General features: G+C 55.3%; 15 protein-coding genes and 1 riboswitch. Of the genes, 10 read left to right on the top strand and 5 right to left on the bottom strand.

The features are described 5' to 3' along the window. Nucleotides 1–402 precede the first annotated feature (402 nt). Nucleotides 403–1,692, top strand: a complete 1,290-nt coding sequence (gene hflX / locus KI367_RS21170; RefSeq protein ID WP_212952092.1) for a GTPase HflX — start codon at nucleotides 403–405, stop codon at nucleotides 1,690–1,692. A gap of 69 nt (nucleotides 1,693–1,761) precedes the next feature. Here the strand turns inward: hflX and KI367_RS21175 are convergent, their stop codons facing one another. Then, a complete protein-coding gene (locus KI367_RS21175; protein WP_212952093.1) occupies nucleotides 1,762–3,843 on the bottom strand; it encodes a methyl-accepting chemotaxis protein in 2,082 nt (693 codons plus the stop codon). A gap of 266 nt (nucleotides 3,844–4,109) precedes the next feature. Here KI367_RS21175 and KI367_RS21180 point away from each other — a divergent pair, with 266 nt between their 5' ends. From KI367_RS21180 to KI367_RS21200, 5 genes are all read left to right on the top strand, one after another. Further along, on the top strand, nucleotides 4,110–5,732 hold the full coding sequence (locus KI367_RS21180) for an amidase family protein (RefSeq protein ID WP_212952094.1): 1,623 nt from the start codon (nucleotides 4,110–4,112) through the stop codon (nucleotides 5,730–5,732). Between the two features lie 260 nt (nucleotides 5,733–5,992). Continuing rightward, a complete protein-coding gene (gene speD, locus KI367_RS21185; protein ID WP_036712195.1) occupies nucleotides 5,993–6,796 on the top strand; it encodes an adenosylmethionine decarboxylase in 804 nt (267 codons plus the stop codon). A 357-nt stretch (nucleotides 6,797–7,153) separates the two neighbouring features. Further along, on the top strand, nucleotides 7,154–7,450 hold the full coding sequence (locus KI367_RS21190) for a hypothetical protein (protein WP_156124631.1): 297 nt from the start codon (nucleotides 7,154–7,156) through the stop codon (nucleotides 7,448–7,450). Between the two features lie 72 nt (nucleotides 7,451–7,522). After that, nucleotides 7,523–8,788, top strand: a complete 1,266-nt coding sequence (locus KI367_RS21195; protein ID WP_212952114.1) for a Tle-like phospholipase domain-containing protein — start codon at nucleotides 7,523–7,525, stop codon at nucleotides 8,786–8,788. Nucleotides 8,789–8,810: 22 nt separating this feature from the next. Beyond that, nucleotides 8,811–9,080, top strand: a complete 270-nt coding sequence (locus KI367_RS21200; RefSeq protein ID WP_212952095.1) for a hypothetical protein — start codon at nucleotides 8,811–8,813, stop codon at nucleotides 9,078–9,080. A gap of 280 nt (nucleotides 9,081–9,360) precedes the next feature. Here the strand turns inward: KI367_RS21200 and phnE (KI367_RS21205) are convergent, their stop codons facing one another. The 4 genes from phnE (KI367_RS21205) to KI367_RS21220 form a co-directional block, all read right to left on the bottom strand. Next, nucleotides 9,361–10,179 (bottom strand): phosphonate ABC transporter, permease protein PhnE, encoded by an 819-nt coding sequence (gene phnE / locus KI367_RS21205; protein WP_052147120.1) that lies wholly within the window; start codon nucleotides 10,177–10,179, stop codon nucleotides 9,361–9,363. Further along, nucleotides 10,176–10,991, bottom strand: a complete 816-nt coding sequence (gene phnE / locus KI367_RS21210) for a phosphonate ABC transporter, permease protein PhnE (RefSeq protein ID WP_373316250.1) — start codon at nucleotides 10,989–10,991, stop codon at nucleotides 10,176–10,178. The genes phnE (KI367_RS21205) and phnE (KI367_RS21210) overlap by 4 nt, the downstream gene beginning before the upstream one ends. Then, nucleotides 10,988–11,755, bottom strand: coding sequence for a phosphonate ABC transporter ATP-binding protein (phnC, locus tag KI367_RS21215; RefSeq protein WP_212952097.1), 768 nt, complete (start codon nucleotides 11,753–11,755; stop codon nucleotides 10,988–10,990). Before phnC ends, phnE (KI367_RS21210) begins: the two co-directional genes overlap by 4 nt. 132 nt (nucleotides 11,756–11,887) lie before the next feature. Then, nucleotides 11,888–12,853 (bottom strand): phosphate/phosphite/phosphonate ABC transporter substrate-binding protein, encoded by a 966-nt coding sequence (locus KI367_RS21220; RefSeq protein ID WP_212952098.1) that lies wholly within the window; start codon nucleotides 12,851–12,853, stop codon nucleotides 11,888–11,890. A gap of 279 nt (nucleotides 12,854–13,132) precedes the next feature. Here KI367_RS21220 and KI367_RS21225 point away from each other — a divergent pair, with 279 nt between their 5' ends. The 4 genes from KI367_RS21225 to KI367_RS21240 all read left to right on the top strand — a co-directional run bounded on the left by KI367_RS21225 (nucleotide 13,133) and on the right by KI367_RS21240 (nucleotide 21,389). After that, nucleotides 13,133–15,211, top strand: coding sequence for a bifunctional 2',3'-cyclic-nucleotide 2'-phosphodiesterase/3'-nucleotidase (locus tag KI367_RS21225; RefSeq protein WP_246537158.1), 2,079 nt, complete (start codon nucleotides 13,133–13,135; stop codon nucleotides 15,209–15,211). Nucleotides 15,212–15,465: 254 nt separating this feature from the next. Then, nucleotides 15,466–18,849 carry a DUF6359 domain-containing protein gene (locus tag KI367_RS21230; RefSeq protein WP_212952100.1) on the top strand — a complete coding sequence of 1,128 codons (3,384 nt, stop codon included), beginning with the start codon at nucleotides 15,466–15,468 and terminating at the stop codon, nucleotides 18,847–18,849. 87 nt (nucleotides 18,850–18,936) lie between these two features. Next, nucleotides 18,937–19,965: an S-layer homology domain-containing protein gene (locus tag KI367_RS21235; protein WP_212952101.1), complete on the top strand. Its 1,029-nt coding sequence runs from the start codon at nucleotides 18,937–18,939 to the stop codon at nucleotides 19,963–19,965. A 168-nt stretch (nucleotides 19,966–20,133) separates the two neighbouring features. Continuing rightward, nucleotides 20,134–20,297, top strand: a riboswitch (FMN riboswitch). 135 nt (nucleotides 20,298–20,432) lie between these two features. Continuing rightward, the gene (locus KI367_RS21240) at nucleotides 20,433–21,389 is read left to right on the top strand and encodes a DMT family transporter (protein ID WP_212952102.1); all 957 of its coding nucleotides are present in this window, start codon (nucleotides 20,433–20,435) and stop codon (nucleotides 21,387–21,389) included. Nucleotides 21,390–21,938: the final 549 nt, after the last annotated feature.

Below are 21,938 nucleotides of genomic sequence, written 5' to 3' on the forward strand. Positions count from 1 at the left end.
AATATTAAATTCCGTTTTTTCTCTTTGTGCCGCTAATTGAATAGTGCTCAAAGGCTCTGCGCTGTGCAGGGCGAACGGGATTGGTATGCATATCTTCGGATGAACCCAATATCTTTATACGCGTGCCGTCTAGGCTGTTTCAGGCTGAGGCGCGCAAGGGTTGCAAAGGAGAGGCTTCGAAAGCCCCTCCTTTGCTGTTTTCAGGTACGCTTTACGGCTGCATTCGCGGCTGTTTTCCTGAACTTAACGGATCGATGCGAATCCAAGGCCTTTTAGGCTTTTTTAGGCATGCGGCAGACCGCCGGGCAGCCGCTTGTTTCTCCGTTCGTCCCAAACCACAGGCAGCAGCCTGCGGTTTTTTGCGTTTTTTCGCCAATAATAATCACTTGGAGGGATTCCTATATGAAACAACCTGAACTGCTTGAAACGATCGATCAACGCGCCGTGCTCGTCGGCGTCAATTTGAACAACCAGCGGGATTTCGACTATTCGATGGAAGAGCTCGGCAACCTGGCCGAAGCCTGCGGCGTTGAGGTCGTGGGCCAACTGACGCAAAACATGGAGCGGGTCAACAAATCCCATTACATCGGCACGGGCAAAGTGGAGGAGCTCGCGGGTTTGTATAAAGGGCTCGAAGCCAACCTGATCATTTTTAACGACGAACTTTCCCCTTCCCAGTTGCGCAACCTCGAAGCCGACCTGGAATGCAAGGTCATCGACCGGACGATCCTCATTCTGGACATATTCGAAAAACGCGCCAAAACGCGCGAAGCTCAGCTTCAGGTCGAGGTGGCCCAGCTGCAGTACATGCTGCCGCGGCTTGTGGGTCTGCGCGAATCGCTGGGGCGGCAGAGCGGCGGCGTCGGCCTGAAAAACAGAGGTGCGGGGGAAACGAAGCTGGAGCTGGACCGCCGCCGGATCGAGGAAAAAATAACGGCGCTGAACAAAGAACTCGAGTCTTTGGTGTTCCAGCGCCAGACGCAGCGCAAAAAGCGCAAGAAAAACGAGCTGCCGGTCGTCTCGCTTGTCGGTTACACCAACGCGGGCAAATCGACGATCATGAACGCCATGATCGAGCGGTTCGGGGCGGCGGGAAGCGCCGAAGAAAAAAGCGTGTTCGAAAAGGATATGCTGTTCGCCACGCTCGAAACCTCCGTGCGGAACATTCAGTTTGAGGACAACAAAAGCTTTCTGCTCACCGACACCGTCGGTTTTGTCAGCAAGCTGCCGCATCATCTCGTCAAAGCTTTCCGTTCGACGCTCGAGGAGGTCGCCGAGGCGGATTTGCTGATCCATGTCGTGGATTATGCCAACGAAAAATACGAGCAGCTGATCGAGATCACGGAAAATACGCTGAAGGACATCGGCGTTACGGATATTCCGACCGTTTTTGCCTACAACAAATGCGATTTGGCAGGCCGGGACATTCCGGAGGTGCAGGAAAACGGGATATATCTGGCGGCCAAACCGCGAATCGGCATCGACGAGCTGGTCGATCTTATCAAAAGCTTCATTTTCAAGGATTACGTCCGGTGCGAAATGCTGATTCCTTACGACCAAGGCCAAGTGGTGTCTTATCTAAACGAGCACGCGGACATTCAAGCGACCGAATATGAAAACGAGGGGACCCGCCTCACGCTTGAATGCAGACAAAAGGATTATGATCGCTACCGCGAATACGTGATCGGCTAAAAATATGAAGGCCCGGATCGAGCGTTGCTCGAACCGGGCCTTTTTTATGGAAAACGAAGCGAAAATCCCTTATTTGTTGATCGTAAATTTTCTAATATTTTCTTCAAGGTCGCGGGACAGGCCCTTAAGCTGGGTCAGATAGCCGGCGACATCCTCGATCGTGGCAAGCTGCTCTTCGGCCGCGGCGGATACGTCCTGCGTAATGGCCGCGTTTTCTTCGGTAATGGCCGAAATATTGGTGAAGACGTCGGTCAATTCGTGACGTTTTTCCACCATGACCTGGATATGTTCGTCCACTTCCGTCGTTTTATTCATCTGGCTGTTGACCGAAACCATGATTTCATGAAAGATCGATTCGGTTTCCCTTACGGCCTGCTCTTGGTCGGAAAACAGCTCGCGCGAGGTGCCGATGGCTTCCACCGCATTCGAGATTTGACCGTTTACGCTCGAAATGATATGGCTTATATTTTTGACGGCTGCGGCGGACTGCTCCGCAAGCTTGCGGATTTCCGCGGCGACCACCGAAAAACCCCGGCCGTGTTCGCCGGCTCTTGAAGCTTCGATGGCCGCGTTCAGCGCCAGCAGATTCGTTTGCGCCGAGATTTCCAGGATCGTGTCGAGGATCGTGCTGATTTCGCCGGCGCTGCCGCTGACCTGGGAAATGGCTTGGGCCGTTTCCTCCGAAGACTGGAGCGTGCTGTTGAATTTGCCGACAAGCTCCTGAACAATAACGATGCCGCGCTGATTCAGTTCTCCGGTCCGGCGGGATAATTCGAGAATCTCTTGAGTCGAGGCGGTGACCCGATCGATGGCACCCCCGAGCTCTTCGACTTTTTCGGATCCCATCATTACCGTATTCGCCTCGTCGCTTGCCGCGGAAGAGAGCTGGATGATCGATTCGGTAATTTGCGCAGAGGCTTTTTGCGTCTGGTCCATGCTGTCCTTCAGGTTGAGCGCCGATTGAGAAACGATGTGCGCCGAACCTGAAATTTTGCCGATCATCTCTTGAATGTCCGTTTTCATCGCATTGATTGCCCTGAGCATGGCCCCCGTTTCGTTGCCTTTTTTCAGCATCGACTCCGGAATTTCGGTCGCCAGGTTGCCGCTGCCGATTTGCTGCAAATAATGCACCGACGCATTCAGCGGTTTAGCGATCGCCCTCGAAATAAACAGCGAAATCGCAATGACGATGACCACGATGATGAGCATGACCAGATAAATGATGCGCTGGATCTCCTTCGTGGACTCGGCGATCTCGCTTTTGTCCATCATCGCGATGTATTTCCAGTGCGTTTCCGGCGAAACGTAGACGTTGACGGTGTAGCTTTTGCCATTCAACGAGACTTCGAAATGCTTGTCCGTCATCTTGTCGATATCGGCGAACGCTTTGACGTTCAAATCCTTCAGCGTTTTGAAATTGGTCTCCGGGTTTTTAGGATTCGCCAGAATCGTTCCGGTTTCATCCGTTAGAATGACGTAGCCGGTTTCCCCGATTTTAATGTTGTTGATCGTTTGGGTGAGCGCCTCCAGGCTGACGTCCACGCCTTGAACGCCCACGACGTTGCCCGCTTTGTCTTTAATGGTCACCGAAGAGCTCACGATCGGCACGTTGCCTGTGAACGAAGCGTATGCGCCCGTACGTTTGACCTTATCCGGATTTTCGATCGCCTGCGTATACCATGCTCTCGTTCTCGGATCGTATTTGTCTTTGGAGGTTCCCTCCGGCCATTGGATGTATCCGCCCTCCTTCGTGCCCAGATAAATGTAGGAGATGCTCGGATGCGTCTTGGCGTAGTTCACATACAGATTGTATATTTCCGATTCGATCCCGGGCTTTTGCGAAGGCGTCATCTGGATCGTTCCGTCTTTGCCTACGGCGTTGACGTATGAAGTGATCGAACCGTCGATTTGCTGTACGAGCGGGTTCTTGGCGAAATATTCGACCGATTCGTTGACGGTGCTGAAATAGAGGTTCATGGCCCCGCTGACCTGCATGATTTCCTTCCGGGTCGCGTCGTAGAAATTCTTCTCCATGTCCCCCGTGACTTTCTGGTTGATGGCAAAACCCAGCGACAACGTGGACAGCAGGACAAGCGCCACCATCGTGACCAGGAACTGCATCTTTAAATTCCACTGCAATTTCTTTCTCAAGTTGTTTCTCTCCTCCATGTGCAGGAAGCCGCAAATTTCGAATCTTGCAACATCCCTGTGTTTTAAGCATAAATATTTTTCTCTCTGGGATATATATCGGCAGGCATCGAAGTTTTGTTAAATTTTGTCGAAATCGCATCGGATAATCGGGACTTTTGTCTATTGCTATTCAATAAACGTAGGTAAATAACGATAAATAGGTTGGGAGAGAAATCATGCTGTAAGAACTACGGCCAATGACAAAAGACATCAGGAGGTATGACAACGTGAGAAAAAAGCATTTTCATTTCAAAGCGCTGCTGGCCATTTTGCTCGTAGCGGCCCTGCTGCCATGGAACCAAGCACATGCGGAAGCTTCAGAAAAACCGGCGTTTGATCCGTTCGAAAAAAGCATCGACGAAATCGCAAACGCTTTGGATACGAACCAAATCACTTCCGAGGAGCTAGTCGAATACTATCTGAAACGCATCGAGGCCTTCGACAAGCAAGGTCCCGCCATCAACTCCATCATTACGGTCAACGACAAAGCCTTGGAGACCGCCAAAAAGCTGGATGCGGAGCGCAAAACGAAAGGGCCGAGAAGCCAGCTTCACGGCATTCCGTTCGTCGTCAAAGACAATTTCGACGTGGTCGGCATGCCGACGACGGCCGGATCGGTAGCGCTGAAAAACGACTACCCGTCCAAAAACGCGTTTACCGTGCAAAAATTGATCGACGCAGGGGCGATCGTCATCGCCAAAACGAACATGTCCGAGCTTGCCGCTTCCTACGGCCGATTGGGATACAGCTCGATGGGAGGCTTGACGCTCAACCCGTATAACCTGAACCGCGACGCTTCCGGTTCCAGCAGCGGCAGCGCCGCGGCGGTCGCGGCCAACTTTGCTGTTTTCGGTCTGGGAACCGATACGTCCGGTTCGGTTCGCGGCCCGGCCAACGTTACCGGTCTTGTGGGCATTCGTCCGACGCTTGGGCTGACCAGCCGCAGCGGCGTCGTGCCGTCCGCCCTGTCGCTTGACGTGACGGGACCGCTGGCGCGAAGCGTGAAGGACGCCGGCATCGTGCTGAGCGTCATGGCGGGAACGGACAAAAACGACAAAGCAACCCAAACCGCCCATCGTGCCGTGCAGGATTACGCGAAGTCCCTGGATGCTTCCTCGCTGAAGCATGCGCGCATCGGCGTAGCCACCGATTTCTTCGGCGACAATGCCGAGGTCGATTCCATCACGAAACAGGCGATCGCCAAAATGCAAAGCATGGGAGCCGTCGCCGTGCCGGTATCGTATTCCGCCCAGACGAAATTTTTGTGGACGCCGATTCTCGGGCCTGTAGGCGATGCGGAATTCAAAACCCAATTCGAAAAATATTTGGGCATGCTGCCTGCCGGCGGGCCGAAAACGCTGCAGGAAGTCATCGCCATCAGCGAGTCGCCCGAAGTGATGAATTCGGCGACGCCGGTCAACCCGGCACGTCTTGAAGGCCTCAAAACGGCGCTTGCCAAAGCCGACACGCTGAATTCGAAAGAATACAAAAAAATCGTGCACCAAGAAATTCCCAAAACGCGCAAAGAAATCATGGACATCATGAAAAAGAACAAGCTGGATGCGATCGTATTCCCGACGATGTCCTGCCCGGCATCCAACCGGTTCGACAAAGAAGACCCGACCTACGTATGTACGGCGTACGACACCTACGCTGCAAGTTACGTCGCGTCGGCAACCGGATTCCCTGAAGTCACCGTCCCTGCGGGTACCGTGGAAGCGGGCGTGCCGGTAGGCATTTCATTCTTCGGACCGGCATACAGCGAGCAAAAGCTGCTGAACCTGGCTTATGCCTTCGAACAAGCAACGAAAGCAAGAACGGTTCCGAAAAACACGCCGAAACTGCCGTAACGAAAAGAGCAGCCCTTGCATTCCGTCCTTCTCTCCCGTCGATGAAGCAGGCGGATGCAATGCACCTGCCCCGTAATACGGCGCCATCGAAGCCGTCCCGCGAACTGCGGGGCGGTTTTTGGCGTTGGACGAGACGGCCGGAAGGGTTGAAACGGAGGAATTCGGGTAATGAAATGTAATAGAAGGACCATCCATCACGGATATCCGGGCTGGATCAGGGAATATTAGGCATTGAAAAGAAACAGCGAGGTGAATGATGCATGGCAGCACCGGAGCAGCACGTCAAGCTGCATGGATTCAACAATCTGACGAAGTCGTTGGCCTTCAACATGTACGATATCTGCTATACCCGGACCAAGGATGAGCGGGAAGCGTACCTCGAATATATCGACGAGCAGTATAACGCGGAACGTTTGACGGCCATTTTAAAACAGGTTTCGGACATTATCGGCGCCCATGTGCTGAACATCGCCAAACAGGATTACGTCCCTCAAGGCGCGAGCGTCACGATTCTCGTATCGGAGGGGCCCGTGGTGGAGGTGCCGAAGGAGTCGTATGCGGAATCGCCGGGGCCGCTGCCCGAATCGGTCGTCATGTCGCTCGACAAAAGCCATATTACGGTCCACACGTACCCCGAATATCATCCGGATGACGGGATCAGCACGTTCCGTGCCGATATCGACGTATCCACCTGCGGGGAAATTTCCCCGCTGAAGGCGCTGAATTATTTGATCCATTCCTTCGACACCGACATCATGACGATCGATTACCGGGTGCGGGGGTTTACGAGGGATATTACGGGGCATAAGCTGTTTATCGACCACGACATCAATTCGATCCAGAATTACATCCCGGACAACGTCAAAGACCTCTACCACATGATCGACGTCAACGTCTACCCGGAGCATATATTTCATACCAAATGCAAGCTGAAAAAGTTCGACCTGGACAACTATTTGTTCGGATATACCAAAGGCGCATTAAGCGAACGGGAGCAGAAGGAAATCACGGAACGGATCACGCAGGAGATGGATGAAATCTATTACGGAAAAAACATGAGCTGAGGAATCGTTTCCTCGGCTTTTTTGTGCGGAAGCGGGAGCGCTGCAAGCAAAACCTGCTTTACGGTTTGCCCGATCGGCGGCTTTGGGCCTTGCGCAAGGGGTTTTACGAAATGTCATCCGGCCGCCCATAGGTTCATATTATGGAAATTAGGCCGATTTTAATATGGACTTTAGGTCATGTTTTTCGGTTGCGAGTGGTCATAATTTCCTGATTTTTTCAAGAAACTGGATTAATGGTAGGGAATCATGTTTAATTTTTAGAAAAAGGGTTAGAGGGGACTGATGGTTATTTCTCGCTTATTCCGGTCTATCGCTCTTATGCTGTTTACGATCGTTTTATTGGGAGGTTGTCAAAGCGTGAACAAATCGGAAAACGACGGCCAAATGCAGGAGGCCAAAAATCTCGCCATCCAGTATTTCAAGGATGAATACGGACTGGACGTGGAAATCACGGATCAGGAAAAATTGGACGAATACATAACGCCAAAAATTACGATGAAAGGCCACGTCAAAGGCAAGCCGGAGGAAAGCTTCAACATCGCGGTCGATTACGAGGACAAAAAAACGACCAACTTCGTCATGAGCCCGGAGCTTGAAAAGGCCATTCGCGCCAAAGGGATCGATCCCTTCGCGAAAAAGGATGCGTCCAACTAGGACGCGGGCACGTTCGGATGAACCGAGGGGGGAGGAGCACGTTTGAGCAAAGGATCTGAAATCACGGACGAAATGTATAAAACCATGTCGGATCTCGCCTACTCCGATTTGAAAAAAGGGAGCAAGCCGCAGGAGCTGCCGGGCTGGGAAGTGCTGGAGGATGCGGCCAACGACGATTCTTCGGGTTTTGACGCGGTCACGTTTTACAACCCGGAAACGAAGCAGGCAGTCATCGCTTACCGCGGAACGGAAGGCGGCAAACCGTTAAAGGATGCGTTGCCTGACTACGTGACCGACGGGGGCATCGGCCTGCGGGAGCTGGATCGGAAATTGGACAAAAGCTTCGAGGTGAAAATGCCGTGGGACGACAAGGTGCAGCAAATCGAAGATAATCTGGGCATTACCAAGGCCAAAGATTGGTTGGGCGACGCCGGCAAAGCCGTGGACAAATTTTTTGACGGCGACAAGCAGCTGTATCAGGCCGAAGATTACGCCAATGAAATGAAAAGCAAATACAAAGACTTGAATTTTTCGTTGACGGGACATTCGCTTGGAGGCGCCAATGCGCAGTACGCCGCAGCTTATACCGGATTATCGGCGGTTACGTTCAGCGCGCCTTCCGTCATGGGGAGCTTGACCAGCAGCGCCAGACGCAAAGCGGAAAACGGGGAATTCGATTCGCAAATCATCAATTACGCCCATCCCGGCGATATCATCGCCAGCGGCACCTTGGGAGGTTACGACCGGCACGTCGGCTCGACGTATTACATCGACTCCAACTACGAGGATGCCAACGAGGGGGTCGGCGTCATCGACAAGATCAAAAACACGCTGGGCGGTCCTTATTACCATGGCCTGAAACGCTACAAATTCGACGAGAACGGATATATCGAAAACAAGCTGTATGACGGAGAAACCGGAGAATATGTCGGAGGGTCGCCGCGGGCGCCGCTGTCTTTGGCCGAGGCGCTCGGGATTCCAAGCGCCTTTATGGCGCCGATCGGGCTTGCGATGCAAACGGGACTCGCGGCGGCCATGAGCGCGGGCAAAGGCATGATCCGCGTGACGCCGGAGGAGCTGAAAAGCGTCGCCGAAAAATGGAGCCAAAACGCCCAGCAGATCAGCTCCGACATGCAGGCGGTCAGGGCAAAGCTGATGAAATATACCCAGTCCAGCCACAGCCGCAGGCTGCAGCCGATCGTGGCGCAGCTGGACGCTTCGGTCAGCGGGCTGACGAAATGGCATGTCGAGCAGACGACGCAGTTTCTCACGTTCATCAAATCGAAGGCCGAGCAATTCCACCAGGCCGATGCTTCCGGCCCGCAATTGATGCAATAAGCTTTCGAAGCGGAGGGATAACATGAGCGAAATCCTTGTAGAGCTGGGCGATCTGGAGCAGGCGGAGCGGGAACTGAGCTGGCTGCTTGCCCGTATTCAGGCCGACGAGCAGGAAGCCCGGAGCCTGTACGCCAGGCTAAGCGATTGGAACGGGCAATCGGCGAACGTGACGCGCGAATACGTGGAAGCCTTTTTTACCGGTTTGGCCACACGGGTGCGGGCGATCGAGCAGCAAAAAGCGGAGCTGATCCGGTACATGCAGGTCATGAAGCAAACGGATCAAATGAGGTAACGGGAAGAGGGGACGTCGTATTCCATTGGGAGTGCGGCGTTCGTTTTTTTATTCGGGTGGATAAAATTGTAAAAGTCCCCGCGGTATATATCCCTTATTCCATCCGAATTGCGCACGGGAACATTCCCGAAGCCTTACTGCGCAGGACAATAAATGACGTTCGGAATAGGTTACGAGACGCGAAAAAGGACTGCTCCGGAGATTTTCCTTGGAACAGTCCTTTTTAGGGCCGGGATTTCGGGGATTGCCCTATGATTGCAAAAAACGTGCGGATGCGGGCTCACGTAATCCGTTTTCGGAGCCAGCCCGATACCAGATCCGTCAGTACGACAAGCGCGATAATACCGAGCAATATGATGCCGACCCGGTTCCAGTTCCGAACCTGGAGCGCAAAGATCAGCGGCGTCCCGATGCCGCCCGCGCCGACCAGGCCAAGCGTCGTGGCCGAGCGGATGTTGATTTCGAACCGGTACAGCGAATAAGAAAGAAACTGCGGGATCACCTGCGGCAGCACCGCGTAACGAAGGACCTGAAGGCGGTTGGCGCCCGAGGCGATCAACGCTTCCTGCGGCCCGCGGTCGATGTTTTCGATCGTTTCCGAATACAGCTTGCCGAGCATGCCCACCGAGTGGATGCCCAGCGCGAGGACGCCGGCAAAGGAGCCGGGGCCGACCGCTTTGATGAACAAAATCGCGACGATGATCTCCGGAAACACGCGGATGACGCTCAGCGCGATTTTGCCGCTGCCGGAGACGGCAAGCCGCCTGCTCATGTTGGTGGACGCCCAAAAGGCGAACGGAATGCAAACGACGGCGGCGACCACCGTCCCGAGAATGGAAATGACCAGCGTATCCAGCAGCCCCCGAAGCAAATCCTCTCCCTCCGGGATATAGACGAAGGACCAGTCCGGGTGCAGGAAACCCTGCAGGATGGACTTGGACACGGTCCCCGCCGTACCCTGAATACCTTCAAAACGAATTCCTTGAATCGACCAGTAATAAACCGCGATGACGATCAAGGCGGTCAGCGCGAAACGAATCCGCGCACGGAACGCGGAGCCGGAAGCTTTTCCGGTCACGGGCGTCGTGTTTGATTTCATAGCAGTTTCCTCCGGATCATCGTACTTCCGTAATCGATGACGAGCACGATCGCAAGCGTCAGCAAAATAATGATCGCGGCCCGGTCATAACGGAACAAGCCGAGCGAACGGTCGAGCAGCAGGCCGATGCCTCCGGCCCCGACAAGTCCGAGAACGGCTGCCGCCCGCACGTTGACTTCAAAGGTATAAAGCAGGTAGGACATGAAATAAGGCAGAGCCTGGGGCACGACGCCGTACATGATGATCTGCAGCCGGTTGGCGCCCACGGCGGTCATCGCTTCAAGCGGGCCGGGATCGATGGCTTCGATCGCCTCGAAGGTCAGCTTGGCGATGATTCCGAACGAGAAAAACACGAGCGCCAGCATGCCTGCAAACGGCCCGATGCCAAATACCGCAACGAATATGGCGGCAAACAGCAAATCGGGAATGGTACGGACCAAGTTGAGCACCATCCGCGTCGGCAGGGAAACCCAGCGGCTGACGCCCAAATTGGAAGCGCAGAGCAGGGCAACCGGAACGGCGAGCAAAGCGCCAAGCGTCGTGCCCAGAATGGCGATCTGCAAGGTTTCCATCATCGGTCCCCAGATCGTGGGCAGGTAGCTCCAGTCCGGCGGAAACATTTCCTGCAGGAGGCTCCCCATTTGGGGCAAGCCGACGATCAGCTGATACGGGGTCGCTTCCGTCCGCACCGAACAGGCGACGATGACGGCGACGAGAATGATCCATCCGGCAATTTGCTTGTATTTGCGCGGCGGCTCCATGCCGGAAGCGGCCGGATTCAGCGAAGCGGGAGAAACGGTCGTTTTCATCATGCTCCTCCCAGCAGCTCGTCCTGCTGCACGGGACGGCCGTAAATTTCGGCAAAGGCTTCGTCGGTCGCTTCTTCCGGCGTGCCGTCGAACACTACTTCCCCCGCGCGAAGGCCGATGATCCGCGTCGCGTATTCCCGGGCGAGGTCGATGAAATGCAAATTGATGACCGTGGTGATGTTCATGTCCCGGTTGATCCGCTTCAAGTCTTCCATGACCTGGCGCGTGGTGAGCGGGTCTAGCGAAGCGACGGGTTCGTCCGCCAAAATGACCCGGGCTTCCTGCGCAAGCGCCCGCGCGATCGAGACGCGCTGCTGCTGCCCGCCCGACAGCTGATCGGAGCGCACGTATGCTTTTTCCCGGATATTGACCCGCTGCAGCGCGTCGAGGGACAACTCCACGTCTTGTTTCGGGAACCAGCCGAGCAGGGTGCGGAGCGTGGAATGGTAACCGACCCGGCCGGACAAGACGTTCCGGATGACGGTCGACCGTTTGACCAGATTGAAGCTTTGGAAAATCATGCCGATGTCGCGCCGGATGCGGCGGAGCTGGCTGCCGGAGGCGCGGGTCACCGATTGGCCGTTCACCCGGATGTCTCCCGAGGTAATATCCGTCAGACGGTTGATGCTCCGCAAAAAGGTGGATTTGCCCGCGCCGGACAGGCCGACGATGACGACAAGTTCTCCTTCGCGGATGGTGAGGTTGATATTGCGGAGTCCAACCGTTCCGTTGGCATAAACCTTCGTTACGTTATCGAATTCGATCATGGCGAACCAACTTTCTGTAATGGGTTTGAATGGAAATGCGTTCCGGCGTCTGCAATGGGAAACAACACCGCCATCGACTTCATGGACGGTGCTGCCCGATAGAAAGGTATGGATATGCCGGAACAGTCGGCGTTACTTGATTTCCTGGCCTACGACCTCGGCGTATTCGCGGACCGGTTCGAAGTTTTTGTCGTCGCCCGGGGCGTAACCTACATGCGTATAGATGTCCTTGATGATTTTGGCGCCTTCTGCATCGTTCGTAATATCGATAAATGCCTGGCTGATTTTATCCCTCCAGCTTTGGTCCATGTCGCTGCGGACGCTGACGGTATCGTTCGGGATTTTGGCGGTGTAATGGAGGACGCGGGTTTTCTCGAATACGTCGGGAACGTCCTTTTTCACCGTATTGCGGGCATCCTGGAAGACGGCGACGGCGTCTACCTGACCGTTCAAAAGCGCCATGATGGCTGCGTCATGCCCTTTGATCGTTACGCCCTGCACGTCCTTGTCCGGGTCGATGCCTTCTTTTTTCAGCTCGGCCGCCGGGAAGACGTAACCTGCGGAGGAAGTGACGTTCTGCCAGCCGATTTTTTTGCCTTTCAGGTCTTTCAGGCTTTGGATCGGGGAATCTTTTTTCACGACGATCATCGCTTTGTAGAAATCGACTTTTTCGGTCGTGTCCTCGCCGGTTTCGTCCTTGATGCCGTAGCGCTGCGCTTGCAGCAGAAGGTCGGCCGCTTTTTTGTTGTCATGGGCCAGCACGTAAGCGTTCGGCGGCAGGAAGCCGACGTCGACCTGCTTGGAAGCCATCGCTTCGACGATGGTGTTGTAATCCGGCGATACGGTAACGTGAACCGGAATGCCCAGCTTGTCCCCGAGCAGTTTCTCGAGCGGTTTGGTTTTGGCTTCAAGCGTATCGGCATTTTGGGACGGCACGAACTGAACGTTCAGCTCTTTCGGCACGTAGCCGGAAGAGGCCGCTTCCGCGGTGCCGGAAGCCGCGTCTCCGCTGCCGTTGCCGGCGCTTTTGGAGCCGCATGCGGCAAGGCTGGCTGCAAGCGCCAGCGTCATGCCGATCGAAAGTACTTTTTTAAACATGATGGTCCCCTCCAGAATTTTTCTATGGTTTTTCGGCCGGAGCATGCCGTCCGACAGGAATGAGCGTAACATAGGCGCGGGAAACAAGGGTTAACGGAAAGGGCGACTTTTGTTGATTGGCCGTAAAATATCCGTCCGATCCGCCGCATTTCCGGTCTCGGGGCGGTTGCGAATCTGTCCCTATATATGGTAGAAAACCGGAAGCGGCGATTTTACCCCCGTTTAATATGCGGACGGTATAATGGGCGTAGCCAGGATCAAATGGAGAGGCGAAAAGGAGTGGTGAACGTGAATGGCATTCCGAATGCGCAGGCGGACGGCTTAGGGAGAAACGCCGAGCCGTCCATCGAGCTGCGGATTATGTCCACGACGGACGTGCATGCTTGTTTGATGGATTACGATTATTACCGGGACCGGAAGGATGCAGCGGTCGGATTGGTCCGGACGGCGACCTTGGTGAAGCGGGCCAGGGCGGAAGCAGCAAACGCGCTGCTGGCAGACAACGGGGATTTGATTCAAGGCACGCCGCTCGGCACGTTTGCCGCACGGGTCGATCCGGACCGGCTCAAGGCGGGGGACTGGATTCACCCGGCGATTCGCGCCATGAACGCGATGGGATATGATGCGGCCACGTTCGGCAACCATGAATTCAATTACGGGTTGGAATATTTGGATCAAGTGGTCGCGGGAGCTTCCTTTCCTTACGTCAACGCCAATATATACGTGCATGAAGCGGAAGCGGGAAGGAAATTTGCCGTCAACCGCTACCGGCCGTACGTCATTTTGACGAAAACCTGCGTCGACGGGATGGGGCGGCCGCATGAGATCCGGATCGGCTTCATCGGATTCGCGCCGACGCAAATTCTGGACTGGGACCAGGGCCACTTGGCCGGAAAAGTGCAGGTCAAAGACATGGTCCTGTCCGCGCTTGAATGGGTTCCGGCCATGAAAGAGGAGGGAGCGGACGTCATTGTTGCGCTGGCGCATACCGGCTTTGACGCCGGCGTATCCTTGAAGGATCACGATGCCGAAAACGCGGTGCTGCCCCTCAGCCTGGTGCCGGGGATTGACGCCATCGCGTTTTCCCATACGCACCGGACGTTCCCGGCAAGGGATTTCGCTTCCTTGGACGCTTCCTTTAAACATGCGGACGGAACGCCGCTGCCGGCGGTCGACTGGCAGGAGGGGACCATCAACGGATTGCCGGCGGTGCAGGCCGGCTATAGCGGGGCGATGCTCGGAATCATCGATTTGATGCTCCGGCGGCTGGACGGAAAATGGCAGGCGGTGCATGGAAAAGCGATGGTACGGGAGATCAGCGACGGGAAGGAGGGCAGCGAGTTCGCGGAACCCGATGCCGAAATTGCCGCGCTGCTGCAGCAGGCGCATCAACAAACGGTTGCTTATGCCAACGCCCCCATCGGCCGGACCGAGGTTCCCCTGCATACGTATTTTTCCTTGGTGCATGCGGATGCTTCCGTGCAACTGCTGAATCATGCCCAAAGGGATTACGCCCGCCGGTGGATCGCTTCGTTTGCGCCGGATCTGCGGCATCTCCCCGTGCTTGCGGCCTCGTCGCCGTTCAAAGCCGGACGGAACGGCCCGAACGATTATGCGGAGATTCCGCCCGGACCGGTTGCCATCCGCAGCGCTTCGGAGCTGTATTTGTTCGAAAATACCGTCAAAGCCGTCAAATTGAGCGGAGCCGCCCTGAAAGAATGGCTTGAGTTCTCGGCGGGGATCTACAATCGCATCGACCCGGACGAAACCGCGGAGCAGCCTCTTTTGAACCCGGCGTTTCCCGCCTTCAACTTTGACGTGATCGGCGGCGTTACGTATCGCGTAAACGTCGCCCGGCCGGCAAAATACGGCCCCGACGGCACGCTGCTGAATCCGGGCGCGAGCCGGATCGAAGACTTGCGGCATGAAGGGGTTCCGGTGGAACCGGGGCAGCCGTTGATCGTGGTCACAAGCAATTACCGCGTGTCCAGCGGCATCGTGCCGGGCCTGCGCGAAGCGGAACTGCTGCTGGACTCGGCGGACGAAAACCGTCAGGCGCTGATCGATTATATTGCGGAGCAAGGCAGTCTCGTCGCGGAACCGGAGGAAAACTGGAGTTTCAGCCCTATCGGGAAACCGGTCAACGTCATCTTCGCAGGTTCGCCCGAGGCGGCCCGATACGTGAAGGACTTCCCGGGGATCGCGTATACGGGGCGGACAGACGCTCGCGGGTACGGCATATACCGCATCGATTTGGCCGCGGATCCGGCGGAAACATCCATGCATACCGGGCCAAAGCCGGTTCGCCAACAACATACGAAATCCGAGGGATTGCGCCGCTTTTCATATTTGCCATAGTGATCCCCTCCCAGATTTCATCGACATGCAGAGGTTTCGGATGTCCCGAGACCTCTGTATTTTTTTTGCAAAGATAAGGATTAAGGCGCTTATGCGGCGTTCATTTTTAATATAAAATCCAACTACCAATCGGTTGGGGGCGATGTTATGAATGAGGTGTAAAATTTTACAGTTTCAGCAAATTGCAATAATACAGGGGTGCTACGTTTAAGGGGAAAACGATTTTGACAAGAAAACATGGGGAGGTAAGGCAAATGAAAACGGCCATTCCGTTCCAATTCCGGAGCAGGCAGCTTGCCGGTGCGTTTTTTGCATTGATACTGATGTTGTCCGCCCTTTTTGGCGGTCTGCCTGCGCAGGCGGCATCATCCGTTCTTACCGTGGCCGAGGCCATCGCCAAAAACAACAGCGGCGAAACCGCCACGGTCGAAGGGTATATCGTCGGCGAGGTCTACAATTCGAAGCTCCTTTTTTCGGGTTTTCAGGACGACTTAAACGTGCTGATCGCGGATTCCCCCGGCGAAACGGGCAAGGACAAGCTGATCGACGTCCAGGTGACGGCGAGCTACCGCCCGCAGATCGGCCTCAAAACCAATCCCGGCAATCTCGGCAAAAAGATTCAGGTCACCGGAACGCTGACGGCATACAGCGGCATGTTCGGCGTCAAAAGCCCGACGGCCATCACGTTATCGGGCGAGTCCGGCGGCGGGGATCCCGGAAGCGGGGGCGGAACGCCAAATCCGTCCGATCCCGGCAGCGAAAATATCGGCGTGCCTACGACGCTTCCCGACGGAACCGGCAAAAAGGTGCTGTTTGACCAAAGCCACGGGCAGACGGCCGGCGCCGCCGATTGGGTGATCGACGGAGCCTTTTCCGATTTTGCGGACGGCTTAAGGGAAGCGAACTTTCAGGTGGATGCGCTGGAACGGACGCTCCCGATGAGCGCCCAAGCCTACGATGAACCGACCGTTACGTTGAACAAATTGAAGCCGTACGACGTGTTTATCATCGGCGAAGCCAACATTCCTTTTAAAGCTTCGGAGCAAGCCGCGATGCTGCAATACGTCAAGGAAGGCGGCAGCATTTTCTTCATCTCTGACCATTACAATTCCGACCGGAACCTGAACCGTTGGGATTCCTCCGAAGTGATGAACGGATACCGCCGCGGAGCTTTCGGCGACCCGACCAAAGGCATGGCTGCCGCCGAAGCCGCGTCGGGAGCGATGAGGGACGTAACCAGCACGGATTGGCTGGGGCAAAACTTCGGGGTCCGTTTCCGCTATAATTCGGTCGGCGACGTGACCAAAACGGATGCGGTCAAATACGACCAATCCTTCGGCATCACGGCAGGCGTCAACGACGTAGAAATGCACAGCGGCTCGACGCTGGTCATCCTCGATCCGAAGCGGGTCAAAGGGATCGTATACCTGCCGCAAAACGTGCCCGGCTGGAACAACGCGGTCGAAAACAGCGACAAGAAAAATTTCCCTACCGGGGGCGTATACAAAAACGGCGGCAAAGCCGAAGGACCGTATGCGGCCATCGCCAAGCTGGGAAAAGGCAAAGCCGCGTTCATCGGCGACTCTTCGCCGGTGGAGGACGCGAGCCCGAAATACGTCCGCGAAGACAACGGCAGCAAGAAAAAAACCTATGACGGATTCAAAGGCGAAGCCCAGGACGGCGTCTTCCTCGTGCAAACCGTAAAATGGCTGGCCGTTCACGAGGATTACGAGACGTTTGAAAACCGGGGCATTACGCTGGACGAGCCGACGCCGCTGCTCGGAGCGCTCGAGGAACCGGCGACCTCGGCCGAAATCCCCGGCACGGAGCCCTGGACGACACCGGCGGCAGGCTATAAATGGTACGATCCTACAACCTATAAAGCAGGCTCTTACGGTTCCGGCGGTAGCGGTCCGGTGGTGACGATTCCGGAGCTGACCACGATCCGAAACGCCAGGTCCGCTGCGGACAACAGCTACGTGACGGTACAAGGCGTCATCACGTCCGAACCGGGCGTATTCGGCGGATCGGGATTTTACCTGCAGGACGGAACCGCCGGCATCTATGTCTATCCAAGCGCGGCAACGGGATTCCACGCAGGCGACAAAATCAAAATAACCGCCCAGAAAACGGTCTTCAACTCCGAGGCCGAGCTGATGAACGAAGTTCAGGTTGCCAAGCTGGACGATTCGGCGGGCATTCCGGCGCCGGCCCCCATCGTTCAAGATACGGTGAACGACAGCAATCAAGGGCAGCTGATTACCCTGAAAAATATGACTGTACGGAATTACCAGACCGTTACCGGTTCTCTGGAATTCGACCTGGTCAACGGAAGCGTGACCAACCGTGTGCGCGTGGACAGCCGCACGGGGGTTCAAGCGGATAGGCTGAAGCAGTCGTTTCCGGAAGGAACGAAGGTCGACATCACCGGCATTTCGTCCATCTTCAAAAACAATTACCAGCTGAAGCTGCTGAAACTGGAAGATATCCGGCCGGCGGGAGCGGGCCCGGAGAAAAGCAATGCGGCAACGATGACGGGGCCGGCTTCCGCTTATGCGGGGGCTCCCGTCGACGTGGCGGTTGGCGTCAGCGCGTTGACGTATTCCTTTACCGCAATGGACGTCACGATCCAATACGATCCGTCCAAGATGGCGTTTGAAACGCAAACCGATCAGGAAGGCCGTCCCGTTCTCGCCGAGGGGGCGGTCGCTTCTTCCAGGGAAGGCTTGAATTTGCTGGCGGCGGGCATCAAGCCGGAAGCGGGACAAATCCGGCTGCTGCTGGCAAGCACCGGGGAGGCGAATGCGGTCAAAGAAAGCGGCGAATTGTTTCAACTGCATGGCAAGCTGAGGGAGGATGCGGCCGGCAGCGCGGAATTGTCGGTGACGGCATTTACGGTATCCTCGGACGGCGCTTCGCAGGACATCGACACGGGCGGCGCAGCCGTTCAGATCCAAGTGGCAACGGCTGACCGCAGCGCGCTTCATGCAGCCATCCAGGATGCGCAAAAACTTGCGGACCAAGCCGTAACGGGCACCGAACCGGGGCAATATCCGCCTGCGGCCAAGTCCGACCTGCTTGCGGCCATTCAAGCGGCGACCGCGGTTTACAACGATGCATCCGCTACCCAAACGCAAATCAATGCGGCATTGGCCGCTTTGACGAGCGCCGTCAATGCTTTCAAAAACGCTGTCATTCCGGTGCCGTCCGTTCCTGCGGATAAATCGGCCTTAAACGCGGCCATCGCTTCGGCTCAGAACGTATACGACCGCGCCGCCGCAGGCGAAAAGATCGGACAGTATCCGGCTTCGGCCAAGTCGGCGCTTCTAACCGCGATCCAGTCCGCCGTTTCGGTGAAAAACAGCTCCGGGGTTTCCCAGGCACAGGTTGACGCAGCGACAACGGCGCTCGGCAATGCCGTGGCGGTCTTCAAAACGAAGCTGATCACGCTGGTGCCGGGAACGGGCAACATTACGGTGCAGGACCTGTCGATCATGGCCAAATATTTCGGCATCACATCGGCCGACGGCAACTGGAGCCGCGTGGCCTCCGCCGATCTTTTCAATGAAGGGGAAATCACGATCCGCGCGCTGGCCGGCGTCGCCCAAATGATTATCGGCGATTGGTACGGCAAATAAACCAACGAAGGATGAATCCAACACCCGTCGCAGGAGGCGGCCGTATGCCGTTTTCTGCGATTGGCATGTTCGAAAGGATGAAGCCCATTGCTGAAAAAGTTAGCCTCTATTCTCGGACTCGTGCTCGTATTCGGGTGGTTTGCCGCACAAACGCAGGCGTCGGCGGATGACGCCGCCACCCCCTTCGTCTCTCTGCAATCAACGTCCAGCGGGAATCAGATCACGGTCGTCGTGACGGGGGAACATCTTAAAGATCTGTACGCTTACGATTTCACGCTGAAATACGACGCGCAGAAGCTTTCCTATCAAAGCGCATCAGCAGGCCCGAACGGTTTTTCCGTCGATCCGATCGTCCGCAACGGGACGGTCCGGATCGCGCATACCAAGGTAGGCAAAACGGCCGGCGACAACGGCACCGTTCAATTGGCCGCCGTTCATTTCGCGAGGCTGCAGAAGGGAAGCGCCGCCGTTTCGCTGCATGACGTCAAACTGGTGGACTCCAGGCTGAATACTGCCGCAAGCCAGGTCGTTGCCGCGTCCATTTCGATCAAGGAAGGAAGCGTCCCCGCACCGGCTGCCCTGAAAGATATCGGCGGGCACTGGGCCAAGGACGCCATCGAGCAGGCCGTGCAGCAAGGCTGGGTGACGGGTTACGCGAACGGGACGTTCCAACCGGGCAAGGAAGTGACGCGGATCGAATGGGCCGCCATGCTGATCCGGGCCTTGGGGGCGGACGACGCTGCCCGCCAGCCTGTCCAATTTAAGGATGCGAAGAACATTCCGGCATGGGGATTGCCTTTCGTGGAAGAGGCGGTAGTCCGGGGGATTATGAACGGTTACGCCGATGGATCGTTCGGGCCGGCGAGGAAGATGACGCGGGCGGAAATGGCGACTATGGCCGTCCGTTCGCTGCCTTCGAGCGAAGCGCCGGCGGGCGGCGTCAAGCCTGCTTTTGCCGACGGCGCGCAAATCCCCGCCTGGGCCAAGCCTTACGCCGAGACGGCGGCACAGCGGGGCATCATGAGCGGGCGAAGCGGCGGCTTATTTGCGCCGAACGCCCATGCGACCCGCGCCGAGGCGGTGGTCGTCATTTCGGCATTGCTGCAGCAGAAATAATGCTATTGAAAATATCGATAGCATGGAAAAAATTCTTTATCGAAAGAAGCTTCCGCTAAATCGAAGATATGTGCTATACTTATGTAAGTAACCATTCGGGTTGCTTTTTCATACGATGACGCAGTATCATGGTATGAACGAACTTAAACCAATACTAAAAATATGAATATGGATCTTCGGGGTAAGGTGAAATTCCTGACCGGCGGTGAACGTCCTTGAACGCCAAAGCGACGTCAAGCCCGCGACTCCTGCTTTTCAAGCGATTGAAAGGCAGCGACTGACCTGGTGGGATTCCAGGGCCGACGGTAAAGTCCGGATGGGAGAAGATCAATAGAGCAGGTTTGCCGGAATTGTTTTTTCGTAACATTTCCGCAGGCTTATTTGATCAGCCCCCGTTTTGTCGATTTCGGTCGATATACGGGGGTTTTCCAATGTTGACTCCGTATTCAGGCAAGGGGATTAGGAATATGGAAAACGTAAGCAACAAGTATAAGCTGAATCCCGCCATGCGCAAGCAGGCGGTCCGTCCGAAAACCGGCTTTTGGCTGGTCGTGCTCGGGGCGGCATTGTGGGGAGCGGATCCGCTCTTCCGGATCATTTTGCTGCGCGAGCAGATCACGCCGACGCAGATCGTTTTGCTCGAACATATCATCATCGCGCTGTTCGTGGGGCCGATGCTTTGGAAGCACCGCTCCGAATTAAAAGGGCTCGAGCTGCGCCATATCGGCGCGCTGCTGTTCCTGTCCTGGGGCGGCTCGGCAATCGCGACCATTTTGTTTACGCTGGGGCTGACCCACGGCAATTTGAACGCGGTATTGCTGCTGCAGAAGCTGCAGCCGATTTTCGCCATCCTTATGGCGCGTGTGCTGCTGAAGGAAAAGCTGCCGAAGAAGTTCGGCTGGCTGATGATCATGGCGCTGGCAGGCACGTATCTGCTCACCTTCGGGTTTACGTTCCCATTCGGCCATGTCAACGACTTCGTCAAAGTAGGAAGCCTGCTTTCCCTCGGCGCGGCGGCTTTGTGGGGCGGCTCGACCGTTATGGGACGTTTGATGGTCGGCAAAATGGAGTACGAAACCGTCACTTCGCTTCGTTTCATTTTGGCGCTGCCGCTCCTGATCGCCATTACGATCAATCAAGGGGATCCTTGGCACGTCCCTACTGGCGCAGGCACGATTACGGCCGTATCGATCAACCTGCTTGGCCAAGCGCTGCTGCCCGGCTTGTTCAGCCTCATGGTGTATTATAAGGGCCTGACAACGACCAAAGCGTCGGTGGCGACCCTCGCGGAGCTGAGCTTCCCGATGGTGGGTGTACTCATCAACTGGATCGCGTTCCAGGAGGTCGTGAAATTCCACCAAATTTGCGGGTTTGTCCTGATCTGGGCCGTCCTGTTCATCATATCGCGCCGAAGCGAGGCGTAATCTATTTACAATGTTCTCCTGAAGATAAATACAGGCTGCTCTGCGGTAAAGAGATTCTTTACTGCAAAGCAGCCTTTTTGCGATCCATCTTCGGCAATAAAGGATGTTTGGAAAACGTTTGAATAATCTACCGATTCCCCGTTCCTTTTTATGATTGTTTAACAATTTTATAAGTAAGGAAGCGTAACTCTCAATATGACTAGACTGATTAAGACGGCTAAAAACACTATACTGGGTGTAATTATTTTGTTTGCTAGATCGAATTTATTCATTATTCCTATAAACAGTGACATCATTGATAAAAATAAGATAAAGCAAGGAATGTACAATTTGCTTCCTATCTTTTTCCCCATATTCCACCACCCGTATTACAACCATAAATAAAACTTCATTAACTGTCAATTGTTACATAAATAACCGTATTTATCCTATACCAGTCGGTATAAGTTCCAGGGGATGTATTGGATTTTTGCAAAATCCTCATCTAAAAAACAATCGTACATTCTCGAAGGTCAAAACTTCCTGAGAATTTTGATAATAAGATGGAAT

This window comes from Paenibacillus cookii, from assembly GCF_018333375.1.
Classification (GTDB): Bacteria; Bacillota; Bacilli; order Paenibacillales; family Paenibacillaceae; genus Paenibacillus_AQ; species Paenibacillus_AQ cookii.